The following is an 18,260-nucleotide window of genomic DNA, read 5'->3' on the forward strand; positions in this document are numbered from 1 at the left end:
CATCTCCATAACTCTGAGTCTTTTTCAAGCATTCCCCGAATGCGACCTACGATTATCTGAGGTCCGCGATGCGCTTGTCGTCTGGTTCTTGAGGCTGCTTCATGGCCTCTTCCGAGCCGCTCTCTGCTTTGCTGAAGAGCGAAGCGATATGATCGCCTGCCCAGTTCATTCCAGCCTGCACCTTGCCAGTCACAGCGCCTATTGCCGACCCCGAGAAGGTGTCGAACATGACTGACACCGGCTGTCCGATAGCGCTGTCGTCGAGTTCACGTCCTGGAGCGAGTTTGACGAGGAAACGTCCCGCGCTTGCATCTTCATCAGAGAAGGCCGGAAGCGCCTCGATCTTGACATCTTTCACGAGAGTTCCGTCTGCGTACTCGATGACTGCCCTTGCTCCCCGATAGAAACGCAGGATATCGCTCTGGGGAATACTGGCGGTGATGTAGGGAGTGCTGCCTTTCTCGCGCAAAACCAGAATGGGAGCGCCCTCTCGGACGAAGCTTGAGGCCCTGCTATACCGAGCCTGTATGACGCAATCGCAGGGGCTGTCGATGACGATACTGCTGCTTCCTTGCGGCCCCTGGATCGTCAGGAGCGGTTCACCGGCCTGGACCTCCCCACCTGATGAGATGAATGTCACTTGGCCGCTTGAAGGGGCAGGAACCGTCACGAGGTCAGTCGTGATCAGCGCGGACTGCGCCGGAATAATATACATCTTCTGGAACACGCCGGTGCCGATAAACCCGGCGAGAAGCAATGTCAGACCCACAACCAGCCCATATCCTGCAATGCTCCGCCCGTAATGAGCAGCATTGGCGAGCAGGCCCTGAGGCGCAGGCCGCTGGGGCACTTCACGGGTCTTGCCCTCGTTGCGGCGCGAAACGACGTCAAGGACGTCGCCCGCCTCAACAACCTCTCCTGAGAGATAGGCATCAAGAATGAACCGCAGGAGGTTATGCTGACGTGGCGACACGTCGACAAATCGCATGCCAATCCTGCCGTGATCATTATTTACGTATCGCACCTCGGCCCTTACAGGCAGAGTGAGCTCATAGCCGTTAAAGGGAAAGACAAGAACGAGATCAACGATCTCGCATGGGCGGACAGAGAATGAACCCGTCCTGAGGCCAACACCGCCCACGGAAAGATCGACAACGGAGACGGCTACGCCGCCATGAAGGCATCTCATCGGCAAGCGATAACGCGGATGCTGGCGTTGAACCTCAGCTTCGTGCGTGATCGTCGACATTGCGTATTTCTCCATGTGAATATCACCGGATTAGGGAAAGATCAGCAGCGCCCTGGGGGTCGGAAGAACTTCGACACTCCACGCGAGAAGGGCCAGGAAGGCTGCAAGCGAAAGGGTATGCATGTAGGCAGACATGAAGCTGCTGGCGATCAGCGGCCGCTTCGATGAGCGTGCTGCGAACGTCGTCTTCTGGCGTGTCCACTTCTGCCGATCGAGGCGGAACGTGATGTGAACCTTCATCAACGATCCAAAGATCTGATTGAAATAAAGCAGGAAGGGATAGAAGACTGAAACCCTCGGCCGTGACGCAAGAAGCGACAAGGTCAGCAGATAGCGCGATGTCAGGATCCACAGAGCATAGAGAAGGAAAGCATAGCCATTGACGAAGAATGTCGCGATCATGGCCACGGCAAAGCCGACGAGAGATGTCCACATGGACATGCGCTGGTCTAGAATGGCCCACCAGGTGAAGAGTCCGATTTTATCCGGACCGAGAGCAAGCGCTCGGGAGTTCGTGCGAAGCATATTGCCGAACCAGCGGATCATAAGCATCGCCGCAGCGGAGAAGAAGTTATCAGTCGGCGGATCTTCCACAGTCATGACAACCACGTCCGGAACGTAGATCATCTTGTAACCGCTGCGCAGAAGCCAGAACCAGCTCGACTTGTCGTCCCCCGTCAGGAACTTGAAGCGCCCCAGACGCCAGTGATCGATGTAGTCGAGCTCGACTTGCCGAATGAATCCCGGGTCGCAGACGATACTCGCGCGAAACATTGCCATGCGCCCAGTCAGGGTAAGAACACGCTCTGACAATCCCATCGACGACATCAACGTGTGGCGCTGCGCGAAACGCAGGGCGTACCATTCCTGGAAGACTCGGCTTCCACGGACTTCGCTGACTTCATCTGTCGTCAGCGCGCCGATCCGCGGGTCATTCAGGAAGAAACCGGCACATTTCCGAATGAGGTCTTGTGGAACGATGCTGTCGCCGTCAATGACAGCAACGACATCGTCATCGCCTGGGCACCGGCGAGCAATGGCTCGAAAACCATAGGCAAGAGCATCGCGTTTACCGGTTCCCGCAATCCTGACGACGACCAGGTCGACTTTGTCCTGATCGGCGCACAGGCTTCGAAACAGAGCCTTCACAAGCCTCTGGTCTCCCGTCTCGACGATGGAGGCAACGACCGTAACCTTGCCCGGAGCAGAAAGAGCTGCTTCGAACACAGCTTTATAAACCCGCGTGGTGACGGCCGAGTCGATGCGGAATGTCGTGACCAAAAGATAGGCGTTTGGCGCTTCCTGACCAATGAGAGCATCAGCCGTTCTGCGCATGTGGGGGAATACCTTGAGCCGGTAGACCAGGGCCCGCACGAAGTGCAGAATTCCCCATCCATAGCGCCAAAGCGCCAGCATGCCGACGGTGCCGATAAAGCCTCCGCCGATCATGCCATAGGCCTCCCTCGGCAGTTCGGCTGCAAAAGCCGCAACTGCAACGATATAGAGCAGATGTGCCCACACCGACTCAGAGAGTCGCGTGCTGCCGGTACTACCAGCAAATTCCCTGATAGAAGTCACCGGAACACCTTGTTTGATCGACACGAACGAGATCAATGAGCGGACGGTTATCATCGACGACTTCCATCAGCCGCTTAGCCTCGGACCGATTGCCCAGGACAAAGACCTCGGCATGATCGACGACATCGTTGATGTCAGCCGTCAGCAAAGAGGCCAAATGCGGCAGATGAGATTGAACGAAACTCAGATTGGTGCCTGTGAGCTTCGAAATCTGGATGTTAGGATCATAGATCCTGATATCGTATCCGCGCCCGAAGAGACGTTCCGCCAGTTCGACAAGCGGGCTCTCGCGCAGGTCGTCGGTTTCTGGCTTGAAGCTCAAGCCAATGATGCCGATGCGCCGTTTTCCTGTAGCGGCAACCATGGCATAGGCACGCCGCAGCTGCTCCTCGTTAGCCTCCATGGTCGCATCGAGAACCGGGGTCTGAACTTCAAGCTTGCGGGCCGCAAACCGCAGCGCACGGAGATCCTTGGGCAGGCACGATCCGCCGAAAGCAAAGCCCGGCTTCAGATAGGCTTTCGAGATATTAAGCCGTGTATCAGCGCATAGAACATCCATAACGGCGTGACCGTCGATGCCGGCTGCTTTACAAATGTTGCCGATCTCGTTGGCGAAGCTGATCTTCAGCGCATGCCAGGCATTATTGGTGTATTTGACGGCCTCAGCAGTGCGGATCGAGACGATCCGTGGCTCCACCTTGAAGATCCTGTGCAACTCGAGCAACCGATCAATTGTTGTCTGATCGTGACATCCGAAGATGATCGCACCTGGATCATAGTAATCCGCGATAGCCGTGCTCTCGCGCAGAAATTCCGGATAATAGGCGACACCAAACCCCACCCCTGCCTGGCGTCCAGATGCACGCTCCAAAGCTGGGAGAACGATACTCTCCATCGTGCCCGGAAGAATGGTCGAGCGCATCACGACAGAATGAAACGAATTCTTCTCGCGGATAGCTGCGCCGATCTCTTCGGCAGCGGACATGACATAGCCAGTATCGAGAGAGCCGTTCGAGCGCGATGGAGTGCCGACGCAAACAAACGAAATGTCGGAACCCTGAATGGCTTCACGCACGTCACTCGTGGCGTGAAGACGCTTATTACGGATACCATCCTGGATTAACCCGTCGAGCCCTGGTTCAATGATTGGGCTGAGGCCAGCATTGAGCGGCCCGACCTTCTGCGGATTTGGATCAACTGCAATTACATTATGACCATCATTGGCCAAGCATGCGGCTGAGACGGCGCCAACATAACCAATTCCAAAGACACTGATTTGCATTAGGCTGTTCCCGATGGACAATAATGAGATCGAGGCGCGAAGTTTTTGCGGCGCCGACACAGCCCAATAGATACTCCTCAAGCCCCCTTTTTCTCGTCACTATTTCGGCTGGCGAGATACCCCCGACGGGTTAAGCGGATAGCTACTCCAGCAACTTCCAAATTTAACTCGGAAGATCTTCAAAACACCTATCGTTAGAGGCTTGCCGATTTCATCTGCACAACTGCTCAGCAAGAATAGACCTACAAAGAGGCATCTTTTTCGAAGATTGAATTTGTTCCCTATTCAGGAGAATTTGATCATGCCGCCAAAAAGAACGCCTTCTCACTGAAAGGCCAAGCTTCAAGGTTTGATATATTTTATGCGGCCAAGCTTTGTTTGAGGGATGAGTCCAAAACTTGTTTTACATGGACAAGGGGATTTTCCTATGATTTATGGAATTACTTCAGTAATCAGTTGAAATATTTTCCTATAATAATTTACGCGCTCGGAATTCGGCCCTAGACCGAATTCTGGGCAACACGGACTCAACTTTTTTGACGTAATCAGAAGCCTTTCACGAAGGGCCAAAATATCTTTTGGGGCTGACATCAATGGTTTTGAACCCTGCTTATGTGCCAAGTCGCAATTTCAACTTGGCCAATTGGAAAATAACTCTTCCGATTGATCGGTACGGCCACTTTTCGGGCACTGCCGTCGAAGTGAAAAACCTCTCCGGCTATCGAAACTCGAAATACTTTTATACCGGCAGCGATGGAGCCATGGTCTTCACAGCTCCGGTTGAAGGGGCTACCACAAGTGGTTCGCGCTTTGCCCGCTCCGAACTCCGGGAGATGAAAGGGACGGAACGTGCGGCGTGGACGCTCAAGCAGGGCGGGTCCATGACAGCGACACTCGAAGTGGACAAGGTTCCGACCCTGTTCAACGGAAAGGGTGGAAAGATCGTGATTGGCCAGATTCACGGCCAATCGGACGAACTGGTCCGCCTCTATTGGGAGAATAACACCGTCTATTTCAAGAATGAGAAAGCCGGCCCAAGAAATGCCGAGCTTCGCTTCGACCTGAAGAATGCGCTAGGCCAAATGCCCAACATTTCTCGGAATGAGAAATTCACTTATAAAATCTCAGCCAAAGGCGACGACCTGAAAGTCGCAATCTATGCTGATGGGAAGGTCTATACCTCACAGACCCATATCAATCGTACATGGAACAAAGACACATTCTATTTCAAGGCAGGTGCCTATCTCGGAGTGAACGAAACTCAGGGACGCGGCATTGGCCAGACTTCCTTCTACTCTCTTAGTTTCAGCCATTCAGCGAGCAGTGCGGCGTCGGTCTCTTCTGTATTCAAGGGGAACAAGGCCGGTAACACTCTGACTGGTAAAGCCGGAAACGATGCCCTCTATGGTTATGAGGGGAATGACAGACTAATAGGCAGGGAAGGCAACGACATCCTCTTGGGCGGATTGGGACGAGATACATTTGTGTTCAACACGAAGCTCAGTACCAAGTCGAACCTTGACCTTATTGCCGACTTCAACCCAAAGGATGATACAATCCTTCTCGACAATGCAGTCTTCTCAAAGATTGCCCGCGGCGTTCTTCAATCATCTAAATTCGTCATCGGCAGCAAAGCCAAGGATGCCAGTGACCGGATCATCTACAACAACAAGACGGGCGCCTTGCTTTACGATCCAGATGGATCAGGGCCAAGCGCTGCAATGCAATTTGCAAAGGTGAAACCCAACCTTTCAATCACGGCATCTGATTTCCTGATCCTTTAAAATAACCTCTTGTTAGGACTCGGTCTGTTGACGAGTCCTTTTTAAGGTGCGCAAACTTTCACGAAAACCAAAGCAGGAAGAGTTCCTCTCCAACACATTCGATTTTGTCTATTTTTTTGGGACGAACGTGTTACCCCCTACGCGCAATCGATAGATGTCTATGCCTTGCTATATCCAGAAGTTGTTTAGCAAGGAACTTCATCAATGGCTGTTGTTATCAACGTTGCTCCGCCGACCGGAGATGCTCAGAAAGACATGGCTGCGATTGACGCGGCCATCAAAGCTGCCAACGCTACATATAAGAGCAATCCTGCAGGTGGGCAGGTTGTGGTTCAACTCGCATCAGGAACTTACGCGGTCACCGGCGACCACAATAATCCTTCGAAAGGTTGTGTCGAGCTCCTTTCCGGCGTGTCGCTTGTCGGCGCAGGGATGGGGCAAACGGTCATTCGACTTGAAGATGGCTTCAATGACAGAATCAATGGCATCGTTCGAACAGCTCTGACAGATGTGACGAATGTTTCCGTTTCGAATTTAACGATCGATGGAAATCGGGCGAACAACACCGATCATCAGGCCGGCTTCATATGCGGCGCCAAGGCTGAAGAAGGAAAAACGCAATCTAACATCAGTCTTACGGGCGTCGAGATTAAGGATTGTACGGCATACGGATTCAATCCGCATGAAATCACCTACAATATGACGATTGAGAATTGCAAAGCCCATGGCAATGGCCTGGATGGATTTGTTGCGGATTTTGTCGTGGGCGGTACTTATAAGAATAATGAATCCTATGACAATGATCGTCACGGTTTCAATATTCAGAACGCCACGAGCAATCTCATTCTTGAGAACAACAAGGCATATGAGAACGGATCTGCAGGCCTTACAATTCAGCGTGGCGACATTGCGCCTGCAGGAGGAACGGTCATTCCATGGGTGACCGACATTCAAGTGATCGGCGGCGAGTATTATGGGAATACGAAAGAGGGAATTCTCGTCAAACTCTCCGATGATGTGACGATCACTGGCGTCAAAGTCTACGAAAACATGCGCCAAGGCATTCGGATCGAAGGATCGACGGATACCATCGTTCAAGGCAGCCAGATCTACAACAATTCTCAGGAAGCCGACCATACATACGATGAAGTCCAGATTCGGCTTCGTATCGATGATGCGGTCACGGGTCTCACCTACTATTCAACGAACACGCATATTCTGAACAACGTCATCTCCTCGACCGGCTCAATCAATGCTCGCTACGGCATTCGCGAGGAAGCGAGCAATCTCGGGAATGGACCATCCGGTACTGTTGTCACCGGAAATCAGATCAGCGGCATGGATGTCGGGGATGTCTCCGTTCCAGGCTTCGTCCGCGATGGAACTCCTGGCGACGACATCATCGTAGGCACCACTGGCGGCGACACGATGCAGGGTTTCGCCGGCAACGACACCTATACAGTCAATCACTCCATGGATGTTGTTATCGAGAACGCCAATGAGGGTACGGACGACCATGTCAAATCGACAATCACTTATACTCTTGCAGCGAATGTCGAGCATCTGACACTGATAGGTGCCAATGCCATTAATGGTTATGGCAACCAGCTCAATAACTACATCACCGGCAACGGCGCCAGCAATGTCCTTAAGGGAGATGCGGGCAACGATACAATCGTCGGCGGAGGCGGCGCCGACAAAATGAGCGGCGGCGAGGGAGATGACACTTACTACGTGGACAACGTCAACGATTTCATCGATGAGGTTTCCACCGGCTATGACGTTGTCTACAGCAGCGCCGATTACCGGCTCGCATCAGGCCTTGAGAAACTCGTCCTTGTCGGCTCGGCCATTCGAGCAACAGGTAATACAGCGTCAGGCAACAATCTGATCGGCAATGACCGCGATAACATCATCGACGGGCTGGCAGGCGAAGACCGAATGGAGGGCGGCCTAGGCAACGACACTTACTATGTCGACGATACAGGCGACCTCGTCATCGAAGCTGCGGGCGAAGGCCTGTCGGACCACATCATTACCTCTGTAAATTACACAATATCGGCAAATGTCGAACACATCACAGGTATCGGCACAGGCAATCTGATCCTGATCGGCAATGAGCTCAACAACAGGATCACCGGCAATGCTGCTGCGAATACCTTGAAGGGCGGGGCCGGAAACGACGTACTGAACGGCAGCGGCGGCGCAGACTCTATGGAAGGCGGCGACGGGAACGACACTTATTATGTCGACACTCTTGCTGATCTCGTCATCGAGAAGGCTAACAATGGCCTAGGCGGCATCGATATCGTCTATAGCAGTATTAATTATACGCTGGGAGCCGATGTCGAGCAGCTCGCATTGATGGGTGCAGCCACTCGTGGATACGGCAATGATCTGGTGAACCGTCTTATCGGCAATTCTTTGAACAACGTTCTTTATGGTGGCGCCGGAGCCGACCGCATGGAAGGCGGGCGTGGGAACGACAGCTATTACATAGACGATGCCGGCGATACTGTGATTGAGGCCTCAACAGGCGGCACTGCTGACTCAATCTATACAAGTGTCAGCTATTCATTATCGAACTATGTCGAACGAATGTATGCGACTGGCAGCTCGGCCATTTTCTTAGGGGGCAACAGCCTGCACAATACATTGAGCGGTAATTCGGCTGCCAACACCTTACGAGGATATTCCGGAAACGACACCCTCGCCGGCGGCGGCGGAAAGGATATCCTATCTGGTGGGGCTGGCTATGATAGCTTCGTATTTAATACAGCTTTGAACAGCACGACGAATAGAGACCAGATCACCGACTTCAGCTCTGTGTATGATACAATCAGGCTTGAGAATGCGATCTTCAAATCGTTGACGAAGACAGGCGTACTCAGTTCGACATCCTTTGTGCTCGGTTCTGCGGCTAAGGATGCGAATGACTTCGTTGGGTACGTCAAGAGCAACGGCAATCTTTGGTACGATGCCAACGGCAATAAAGCCGGGGGCCTTGTCGTGTTCGCCAATATCGGCGCCAACAAATCAATCTCTGCTGCAGACTTCCTTATTTTCTGAGCATGTCGCAGTCTGCTCCATAGCCATGGAGCAGACTGCCGCCCGGATCAGCAAAGCACCATAAGCTAGGCAATACTCATTGCAGCATAGCTTAGCACATGCTCATCCTATGATCGCGGCAACATGGAACCGGGCCCGGATCAACAAGCGTTCCCTCCCCGTCAGCCAGGGAGGATGCCATGAGAGCGAACATATATGGGATCGGGGGTTTAAGCTTAGCCGCAATTCTTTCAACCACTGCCCTCGGCCAAGCCCAGCCTGCTCGACCATGGGTCGACCCGCCCCCTGAGGCAGGATCGATCTCCCAAGGCTCTTCCTCTACATCGCCAAACTCTGCAGCGAAGCCATTAGTCCCCTCTTCGCCTGCACAAGCTGTCAAAAATGTAGAGGAAGAACAAAAAGATCGGAGTGGTCAGACAAAGGCTGCCGCCGCGTCGCAAGAAGAGAAGCCTGCATCGAAGTCCACACCCAGGAAAGCAACTTCGGATTCTAAGGCTCGCCAACCGAGTCGCGCAGTAACAGCCCGGGCGGATCGCTCTCGACAAACAAGTCAACGTCGCGAACTTGCTGGCTCCATCTCCAGAAGTCCACGAGCTGAAAGAATTCGTGAAGGTGTCAATTCCGGGCTCGAGGTCATGACTTTGCGCACCATCGAGTTTCCGGACGGGAGGCGTATGCAGATCCTGACACGCCCTGAACCGGGAGTCGTTTCCGGGCTCATGGGAGCGCCGGAGTGATCATGCCTCTGCCCCCCTCGCAGAAGGCTCACATCACTTTGGCATCAAGCGACAATCTTCGCTTTTACGCGCCCTGGTATGCTCCTCAATTGAGGAGCAGGCTGCACGCTTAGCCTGTCGCCGAGATTATTCAAAAGATCACCGATCTGGTCTTCGGGGAGAGCACGAGAAAACAGGAAGCCCTGCATCTCGCTGCATCCAGTCTCTGTGAGGAAGAGTTTCTGATCCTCGGTCTCGACGCCTTCAGCAGTAACCGTCAGGCCCATGGCATGGCAGAGCGTTACGATCGCCTTCACAATGGCGACCGCTTCATCCTGCTGACCCAAATGCTGAACGAAGGAACGATCGATCTTGATTTTGTCAACTTCGAAGCGGCGGAGATAGCTGAGGCTGGAATAGCCTGTTCCAAAATCGTCGAGTGCGATCTTGAACCCTTCCTGCCGGAGCATCTTCAGCGCAGAGCGTGACAGTTCGCTATCGTCTAGCAGCAAGCTCTCCGTGATCTCGAATTCGATACGGCGAGGGTCCGCTCCTACTTCGCTGACGATGCCAATCAGGCGTTGAGCCAGATTCCCTGAGCGGAATTGAACGGGAGAAAGATTGACAGCAATGGTCAGGTCCGGCCACCGCTTCGAGGCAATGCAGGCTTGGCGTAGTACCCACTCGCCCAACGGAGAGATCAATCCGGTTTCCTCGGCAATCGGAATGAACTGGTTGGGCGCGATCATGCCGCGGGTGGGATGATGCCAGCGCACGAGCGCCTCAAGCCCGATGATTGACTGACCGTCCACATCAACCTGCGGCTGATAGAACAATCGCAGGTCATTACCGGTCAGGAGAGCAGCGCGCAGATCCTCCTCGATCGAGCTCCGTGCCTTGACGTTTTCGTCCATGGCCGCCGTGAAAATGCGATAGGCATCACGTCCCTCGGTCTTTGCTTGATAGAGGGCGATATCGGCCTTTCGCATCAGGTCGATACGTTCGGAACCCGCTTCAGGAGCCAAGGCAACGCCGATGCTCACGCCAACGAAGGCCTGGCGACCCGAGATCTCGAAGGGCTTGCGCACGGTATCGAGAATGCGTTCGCAGATCTTTTCTACGTCCGAGCGGTCTGCGATGTCGGCCAGAACCACAGCAAACTCATCGCCACCCAGCCTCGCAACGCTGTCGCTGCTGCGCAGCAGCGCTGACAGCCTACTGCCAAATTCACGGACGACGCAGTCGCCTGCCTGATGGCCAAGCGTGTCGTTCACATGCTTGAATCGATCGAGATCGAGCATGAGCACGGCCAATTGCTGTCCGTGATCAATACGTGACAATGTCTGATCGAGGCGATCGTCGAACAGAGTGCGATTGGGGAGGCCGGTGAGAGCATCATGAAAGGCGAGATGGTGAGCCTGTGCCTCGCTGGCCCGCAACTCGGCGATTGCCTTCCTCAACTTTGCCATCGAGCGACGCAGCGAACGGGACAGAAGAGCCATCACGCCGATGATCAGAATACAGACGACGGCAATGCTCGGGCCGATCACGCGGAGAATGGTCGTGCCGGGGAGTTCAGGCTTCCAGATGAAGTAGCCGATCAGTGCGCCTTCATCCGAGGTGAGAGGCACCCCGACTTCGCTGTCGCTTGTTTCATTGGCCTTGGAGAAGCGCAGTCCGTCAATGAGGTTCTGTTGCGAGAGGATCTTCAGAAAATTGCCGTCAAGGAAACGGACACTGACAAGCAAGAACTCGCTTCCGGGCTCCTGCCGCAACTCGTTGTTCTCAGGAACAATCTTCATGATACTGACGGCAGCTGGCCGCCCCAGCAGCTCCAGCAGATGCGCATCATGCACGGCCCTACCGCTCGTCAGATCCTGCCCATTGATCGGCCGTTCTGAGTGCCCTTGGTGCGGAGAGCGAGAATCGCCACGCAGTCCCTGGATGAGTCCCTGCAAACTGGACCGAACCTTTTCGTATTCGTTCAGCTTTGCCCTCGCCCCATCAATGGTCACGTCGACGGGTTCATTTCGCGTGTTGAGGATATAGGTGTAATCCTGCCCGAAGGTGATGTGCAGCCAGCCGCCGATATTCGCGTCGAGCCATTTTTCATCCAACGGTGTCTTGTTGAGCTGCTGGACCGTCTCGTTCCAGACAGCGACCATTTCCTGCTGCTTGGCCAGTTCGCCCAGGACCTCGCGAATGCTGCGTTCGGTGATCCTTTGCTGGCGCTCCATGGAGATGGTGTCGCTCTGCCCGACAGCCCAAAGCAGGGCAAGCGCCGCCAATGCGAGCGCTGTGGCCGTGCTGGCGACGACCGGCAGCAGGACTCGCATGGAGAAACGCCAGTTCAACTGGTCCAGAGAAGAAACCTTGCCCAAGGGTTTAACGCCCCACAAAAATAGCCATTTGAAGAATAGTCTTATTTTATAACGTTATTACATCTTAGGAAGAAAGCGAAGTTGCATTCCTGCAAAACAGCCGCGCTTAAATCAGGATAAAAAGCAAAGTTCTAAGCGGGCTTGGAGCTTGGAGCGCAGCTTTCCGGGGCGCTACGTCATCCCGGCGGGAAATCTGACCGGCAGCGGAGAATCCTAAATGGGCCGTTTTCCCCAGACGCGGGGATCAAGCCGTAGTCCTGAGAAATTCCTGAATGGGAGCCGCCTCTTTCTTGACACACGCCCCTAATCTTCCCTATATCGCGCATGCCTGAAGCGGGGTTCGCCCAGCGGCTTGGGGCGGAGTAGCTCAGTTGGTCAGAGCAGAGGAATCATAATCCTTGTGTCGGGGGTTCAAATCCCTCCTCCGCTACCATCTCTCCCGTTGATGTTTCCGGGTGTCTTGTTCTCTAAATATGTTGTGCGATAGCCCAACGAATGAGGCTGGAATCGAACGCCTCTGCCTAACCGTCAGAGACGCGATAGCCAACCCGCCGGACCTCCGCAGAGTTCAGAACCACAACTGCGGCGTGAGACGAAACTGCCCCCTCAGCCTTTGGGCTTCATGCGCCAGAGCTGAAAACCCTCGCTTGAGATCGCCTGTTCGATAGCCCTGCGCGAGAATTTATGTGGCGGGGCTTCGCGCGTGCTCAGAGTGCCGGTCAGGCCCCAGGGGCCGTACTTGGCGGGCAGCTTGCTGCCGGACTCGTCGCCTGCGAAGGCGTGCAGATCCTGTCGGGCCTGGGAGGAGAACATGAACAAACGCATCGGAATAACTTTCGTGAATGAGTGCAGGGACTTGAGACCTTTGAAATAGGGCTCGGCCGCCGAAAGTCATCTCATCGCCTCATCAAAGGCGCAAAAGAGAAGCGGACCATCAGGCCCGCTTTTTGATTCTCATCAGCTTGAAGAAGCCGGCGGGGAAGAGGGATCTCAACTCCGCCACCTCCATATTGCCGGTGCTGCGGACCCAGTCTTCCACGCGGGCCGCCTTAAAGGAGGAACTCCAGCCGATCGCCTTGGCAAGCGGGGCCGCCATCTCCTCGAGGGCTGCGATAGGCCCGGAAGGCTGCCCCCAGTGGTTGGCCAGGACGATCTCGCCGCCGGGCTTCAGCACGCGGGCGAATTCGGAGAGCGCCACCTCGGGCTCCGGCACGAGGGTGATGATGAATTGGGCGGTGACTGAATCGAAAGTGGCGTCCGGAAAGCCGAGCTTGGTCACATCCATCACCTGCAGGCTCTTCACATGGAACAGGCCACGTCTGTCGACCTTCTCCTGCGCCCGGCGCAGCATGTCCTCGGAGAGATCGACCCCATAAACCTCGGCGTGCTTCGGATAATAGCCGAGAGAGAGGCCAGTCCCTACGCCGGCTTCCAACACCTTGGGGCCACAGGCCACCGCAGCGTTCACGGCAGCGCGGGCGGCAGGCTCAGTGAGCTTGTCGTACACGAGGTCATAGATCGGCGCCCAACGCGCATAGGCTTTGCGCATCAGGGCCGTGGTCGCTCCATCCGTCATGCAGGTTCCTTCAGAGGATGCCTCAGGCCGCGGCAGGAGCGGCTTCGGCTACAGCGCGGGCGATGGTGCCTCCGCCAAGCACCCGTGCCCGCGGAGCATCGCTCTCATACATGACACAGGCTTGACCGGGGGAGACCCCATCTTCCGCCGACAACAGCTCGACCGTAGTGACGGTTCCTGTGGATCGCAAGATGGCCGGACGTGGCTCGCGGGTGGAGCGGACGCGCACGGCCACCTCCATCCCCTGCTCTCCGATGGCCTCAAGAGGTACGTCGCCGAGCCAGTTCACGTCAGAGATGGTGATGAGGCGCGTCGCCAGAGCCTCGCGAGGACCGACCACCACGCGGGCTTCCTTGGCATCAAGGCGCACCACATAGAGGGGCTCACCCACGGAAAGGCCGAGCCCTTTCCGCTGCCCCACCGTGTAATGGATGATCCCTTCATGGCGGCCGAGCACGCGGCCATCGATATGCACGATCTCGCCGCCATGCACGGCGCCGGGCTTCAAACGCTCGATTACGTCGCTGTAGCGCCCTTGCGTGACGAAGCAGATGTCCTGGCTGTCGGCCTTTTCGGCGATGGCGAGCCCGAACTGGCGGGCGTATTCACGGGTCTTTTCCTTGGGCAGCTCGCCCAGAGGGAAGCGCAGGATGTCCAACTGCTCCTCGGTCGTCGCATAGAGGAAGTAGCTCTGATCGCGATCCGGGTCCGCTGCCCGGTGAAGGGCGCGGCGGCCATCGGGCAGCCTGCGGCTCGCCACGTAATGGCCTGTCGCCAGCACGTCGGCCCCGAGCTCCTTGGCGGTCTCCAGGAGGTCCCGGAACTTGATGGAGCGGTTGCACTCCACGCATGGGATCGGCGTCTCGCCGGCCAGATAGCTCTGGGTGAAGCGGTCGATCACGGCCTTGCGGAAGCGCTCCTCGTAATCGAGCACATAATGCGGAATGCCGATGGCCTCGGCCACGCGGCGGGCATCATAGATGTCCTGGCCCGCACAGCAGGCGCCCTTTCGGTGAGCGGCCTCGCCGTGATCGTAGAGCTGCAGCGTAATGCCGATGACGTCATAACCCTCCTCTTTGAGGAGAGCTGCCACGACGGAGGAATCCACGCCGCCCGACATCGCAACGACGACGCGGGTCTCGGCAGGAGACTTGGGAAGATCGAGTGAGTTGAGCATCGTTCCATCCAGAGGCGCCGTTCAAGGCGGCGCACGGGAGGGGCCAAAGCCCTTCTATAGCGATGACCGGTGAATTCTTAAAGAGAAAGCTGCCGCAATAAGCCGGTGTTAACGTTTATGGCTAAGCTTAGGCACTCTCGTAACCGCCTGCATGGCTTAGGAAAACATTAAGCCCCACCGGTTAGGTTCGAGCCTATCAAAGGTCGTTGAATTTTTGTGTGAGCGTATCATGACCGAACCCCACCGCCCTAGGGTCAAGTATGTCATAGGGCCCGATGGCAGTCCCCTGACGATTGCCGACCTGCCTCCCTCCAGCACCCGCCGCTGGGTCATCCGCCGTAAGGCCGAAGTCGTCGCCGCCGTCCGCGGTGGTCTGCTGAGCCTGGAAGAAGCCTGTCAGCGCTACACGCTGACCACGGAAGAGTTCCTAAGCTGGCAGATGTCCATCGACCAGCACGGCCTCGCCGGTCTCCGGACGACCCGCATCCAGCAATACCGGCAGTAAGCCCGTAGGCTCGAACGGAAAACAGGATCAGGCGCTGCTTCCAGGAGGCGGCGCCTTTTTCATTGGGACGCCAAAATCGTGCGGGCCGCAGCCAGTCGTTAAGGTCTTCCTAACCATAAGATGGGCATAAATCCTTACCCTCTACTCAGATAGGTACGAATCGTGCTCAGCGCCCAGGACATGCCGGAACAGCAGGCTTTTTCTCCCTCGCATACGAGCTTTCCGCCATCCTCCGCCGTCGATCAAACCGTCGAGGCGCTGCGGCGCATCCTAGTCGGGCACACGATTGCCGATGTGGAGCGCCATCTGATCCTGGATACCCTCGCCTATTGCCTCGGCAACAGAACCCATGCGGCGCGGATCCTCGGCATCTCGATCCGGACCCTGCGCAACAAGCTCAACGAATATATGGACGCCGGCATCTCCGTTCCGGAACCAGGCCAGAAGCCTGTTCTGGCAGCCTAACGGCCTGACCTCTTAGCGCCCTTTAAGGCTTACTGATCGGAAGACGAGAGCGGCGGTGGCGGCACGCTACTGCTGTCGACGGCACCGCGCGCGCGCCATGCCTGCGCCAACCTGGCTCTCTCGAAAAGCAGCACCACCACGAGCGACATGGCGAAGGGGATGAGAAGATAGAACAGGCGGAAGATGATGAGGGCCGCCAGCACATCCGGCTTGGGAATATCGGGCATCGCCGTCAGGAACACGAGCTCGAACACGCCGAGCCCGCCGGGAGCATGGCTGACGAGAGCCGCCGAGAACGAAGCGAGGAACACCGCGAGCACGATGATAAAGCTCGGCTCCAGGTGAGCGGGAAGCACGAAATAAATGATGCCGGCAGCTCCCAGCAACTCAAGCGGGGCCGCAATCAGCTGCCGCGCCATGATGGCCGGACGCGGATATTCGAGCTTGGCCTTGCGGATCACCAACGGCGGCAGATGCAGGATAGATCCCACGACGTAGAGAACCACGAAACCGAGCAACAACAGACCCACGCCCCTGGCCGTGGCGGGATTAGTGAGGGCCGAGGGCAATAGCTCCTCGAGGCGGTATAGAAGTCCAGGTTGAACGGTGAGAACCACTCCGCCGAGAAGGATCGTGCCGAGCCCGAAGGTGAAGGAGCAGAGAGCGACCAGCACGGCAATTTGCGCGGCGCTCAGGCCCTTGGAGGTATACGCCCTGTAGCGGACGACGGCGCCCGAGAAAACGGAGGCGCCGATATTGTGCGACAGGGCATAGGTGGTGAACGAGGTCACCGAGACGAAGAACCAGGAGATATGGCGCACGCCCAGATGGAGGAGCGCGATCCGGTCGTACCAGGCGAGAGCCGCATAAGCGACCAGGGTCGACAGGCCCGCAAGTGCATAGCGCTCGGAGGGAACCGCCGTCAGGCTGTCCCAAACGTCATCGAGGGAAAGGCCGCGCAGCTCGCGATAAAGAAGCCAGACAGAAATCACGACCGCTGCAAGCCCGATGACGGGCCAGATGAACTCACGCACTTTCTTCATCGAGACGGCCGGCTCCCTTGTTCTCCCTTCTGTGCCCATAATCCATTCAATCTGCAAGAGGAAATGGCCCTACCCCATCTGGACATAACGTCCAATCCTGCAAAGGCTTTCCGCATGATTGCAGAAGAGCCCTGCCCTCGCATTGCGCCCTGGCTTCGGCCATGACACAGCGATGGCCGGATTGTCGTATCGAAAGGTATCTCCATGACGAGCCCGCAGCCTGTACTGAACCTCGACGGCTACACAGATCTGCCTTCAGGGAAGATTGCGGCAGTGGTGACGTATCTGGAGATGCGCTCGCCTCCTCCGCTTGCGCCTGTTGAAGATCAAGAGGCGTGGTCGCTCCAACGCCTCAACGGCGAGCGAGACCGATACAGGAAGCTCTATCGCCGGATCGGCGAACCCTGGCTTTGGTTCAGCCGGGTCGTCATGCCTGACGCGGACCTCGCGGGCATCCTCGATGATCCCAAGGTCGATGCCTATGCCTTAACCGACGGCAAAGACGATATCGGCCTTCTGGAACTCGACTTCCGACCGCAAGGAGAAGTCGAGCTCGCCTTCCTCGGCCTTGTTCCCGGAGTGATCGGCAAGGGAGCAGGCCGTTTTCTGATGAACGAAGCAATCCGCCTTGCTTTCTCTCGACCGGTCGAGCGCTTCTTCGTCCATACCTGCAGTCTCGATAATCCAGGCGCGCTTCCCTTTTATATACGCTCTGGCTTCACGCCCTATCGGCGCGCCATCGAGGTCGCAGACGATCCCCGGCTTCAGGGTTTCCTTCCACGCGATTGCGCTCCGCAAATTCCTGTTCTGAGCTAAGCCAAAAGGAAAAGGACGCGCCGAGCTGCGGCGCGTCCTTTTTGACTGTTCGACTGATAAGCGGATCAGGCTGTTGCGCGCATCGCGCGGGCCGGACCCACATGGCTGATCGCCGGATCCAGAGAGCGCTCGGTAGCGCGCTCCCGATCCTCCAGGCTCTCGGCCCGCTTCAGCTCCTCGAAGGCCTCGCCGAGTTCCGCCTTGGCGTCATCGAGCTGAGTGTAAAGGTTCTGAGCCGACATGCGAAGGTTGTCACGCCGCTGGGCAGCAGCGCGGGCATAGGTCGGATAGGCGAAATGGTTCGGATCGGTGATCCCAGCCTTGTGCTCTTCCGCTGCGATTTCCCGATCGAGGTCAGCCGCCATGCGGTCGAACTCGGCGATCATCATCTCGATCTGCGCCACCCGCCGACGTTTCTCGTCGACCTGAAAGCGCTTGAGGCGGATGAGCGTATCCCGCGACTTCATCTTGATTCAACTCCACACGTCGCTGTTTCACGTGCCCGCCGGATCGCTCAGTTATCCTTCAGGCATGAGGCATCATTGCGCATGGAAGTTGACCTTTCCTTACCATCGCGCGGAAAAATCCTTGAAAGGACAAATCACTAGCCTGCCCTTCA

Annotated in this window: 13 protein-coding genes, 1 tRNA gene and 1 pseudogene; 6 read left to right on the plus strand and 9 right to left on the minus strand. The window is 56.2% G+C overall.

Features of this window, described 5'->3' with window-relative positions:
- Positions 1 to 52 precede the first annotated feature (52 nt).
- The 3 genes from MJ639_RS14030 to MJ639_RS14040 are packed head-to-tail and all read right to left on the minus strand — an operon-like array spanning position 53 to position 4,109.
- Entirely contained in the window at positions 53 to 1,264 is a 1,212-nt protein-coding gene (locus MJ639_RS14030; protein ID WP_341482667.1) for a PilZ domain-containing protein, read from the minus strand.
- 15 nt (positions 1,265 to 1,279) lie between these two features.
- Positions 1,280 to 2,881, minus strand: a complete 1,602-nt coding sequence (locus MJ639_RS14035; RefSeq protein ID WP_243373959.1) for a glycosyltransferase — start codon at positions 2,879 to 2,881, stop codon at positions 1,280 to 1,282.
- Complete coding sequence (locus tag MJ639_RS14040) at positions 2,799 to 4,109, minus strand: UDP-glucose dehydrogenase family protein (protein ID WP_243373960.1); 1,311 nt, start codon at positions 4,107 to 4,109, stop codon at positions 2,799 to 2,801. The genes MJ639_RS14035 and MJ639_RS14040 overlap by 83 nt, the downstream gene beginning before the upstream one ends.
- A gap of 593 nt (positions 4,110 to 4,702) precedes the next feature.
- Between MJ639_RS14040 and MJ639_RS17850 the strand changes: the two genes are divergently transcribed.
- Entirely contained in the window at positions 4,703 to 5,893 is a 1,191-nt protein-coding gene (locus MJ639_RS17850; protein ID WP_279306643.1) for a polysaccharide lyase family 7 protein, read from the plus strand.
- Between the two features lie 204 nt (positions 5,894 to 6,097).
- Complete coding sequence (locus tag MJ639_RS14055) at positions 6,098 to 8,962, plus strand: right-handed parallel beta-helix repeat-containing protein (protein ID WP_243373970.1); 2,865 nt, start codon at positions 6,098 to 6,100, stop codon at positions 8,960 to 8,962.
- Between the two features lie 781 nt (positions 8,963 to 9,743).
- On the opposite strand, the gene MJ639_RS14060 is transcribed toward MJ639_RS14055, so the two are convergent.
- Positions 9,744 to 12,059 (minus strand): putative bifunctional diguanylate cyclase/phosphodiesterase, encoded by a 2,316-nt coding sequence (locus MJ639_RS14060; RefSeq protein WP_243373972.1) that lies wholly within the window; start codon positions 12,057 to 12,059, stop codon positions 9,744 to 9,746.
- 356 nt (positions 12,060 to 12,415) lie between these two features.
- Between MJ639_RS14060 and MJ639_RS14065 the strand changes: the two genes are divergently transcribed.
- Positions 12,416 to 12,492, plus strand: a tRNA-Met gene (locus MJ639_RS14065).
- Between the two features lie 173 nt (positions 12,493 to 12,665).
- Here MJ639_RS14065 and MJ639_RS14070 read toward each other — a convergent pair.
- From MJ639_RS14070 to mnmA, 3 genes are all read right to left on the minus strand, one after another.
- Complete coding sequence (locus tag MJ639_RS14070) at positions 12,666 to 12,884, minus strand: hypothetical protein (protein WP_243373974.1); 219 nt, start codon at positions 12,882 to 12,884, stop codon at positions 12,666 to 12,668.
- A gap of 109 nt (positions 12,885 to 12,993) precedes the next feature.
- Complete coding sequence (locus MJ639_RS14075; protein ID WP_243373977.1) at positions 12,994 to 13,635, minus strand: class I SAM-dependent methyltransferase; 642 nt, start codon at positions 13,633 to 13,635, stop codon at positions 12,994 to 12,996.
- A 22-nt stretch (positions 13,636 to 13,657) separates the two neighbouring features.
- The gene (gene mnmA / locus MJ639_RS14080; RefSeq protein ID WP_243373980.1) at positions 13,658 to 14,812 is read right to left on the minus strand and encodes a tRNA 2-thiouridine(34) synthase MnmA; all 1,155 of its coding nucleotides are present in this window, start codon (positions 14,810 to 14,812) and stop codon (positions 13,658 to 13,660) included.
- A 229-nt stretch (positions 14,813 to 15,041) separates the two neighbouring features.
- Between mnmA and sciP the strand changes: the two genes are divergently transcribed.
- Entirely contained in the window at positions 15,042 to 15,317 is a 276-nt protein-coding gene (gene sciP / locus MJ639_RS14085) for a CtrA inhibitor SciP (protein ID WP_009763782.1), read from the plus strand.
- Between the two features lie 243 nt (positions 15,318 to 15,560).
- Positions 15,561 to 15,782 (plus strand): annotated as a pseudogene (locus MJ639_RS14090) (helix-turn-helix domain-containing protein); the annotation flags it as partial.
- A 29-nt stretch (positions 15,783 to 15,811) separates the two neighbouring features.
- Here MJ639_RS14090 and MJ639_RS14095 read toward each other — a convergent pair.
- Positions 15,812 to 16,825, minus strand: coding sequence for a lysylphosphatidylglycerol synthase domain-containing protein (locus tag MJ639_RS14095; RefSeq protein WP_243373981.1), 1,014 nt, complete (start codon positions 16,823 to 16,825; stop codon positions 15,812 to 15,814).
- A gap of 204 nt (positions 16,826 to 17,029) precedes the next feature.
- On the opposite strand from MJ639_RS14095, the gene MJ639_RS14100 reads away from it, so the two are divergent.
- Positions 17,030 to 17,641 (plus strand): GNAT family N-acetyltransferase, encoded by a 612-nt coding sequence (locus tag MJ639_RS14100; RefSeq protein WP_243373983.1) that lies wholly within the window; start codon positions 17,030 to 17,032, stop codon positions 17,639 to 17,641.
- Between the two features lie 65 nt (positions 17,642 to 17,706).
- Here MJ639_RS14100 and fliJ read toward each other — a convergent pair whose 3' ends face one another.
- On the minus strand, positions 17,707 to 18,108 hold the full coding sequence (gene fliJ / locus MJ639_RS14105; protein ID WP_243373985.1) for a flagellar export protein FliJ: 402 nt from the start codon (positions 18,106 to 18,108) through the stop codon (positions 17,707 to 17,709).
- Between the last annotated feature and the right edge of the window lie 152 nt (positions 18,109 to 18,260).

Source organism: Microvirga solisilvae (genome assembly GCF_022808595.1).
Taxonomy (GTDB): Bacteria; Pseudomonadota; Alphaproteobacteria; order Rhizobiales; family Beijerinckiaceae; genus Microvirga; species Microvirga solisilvae.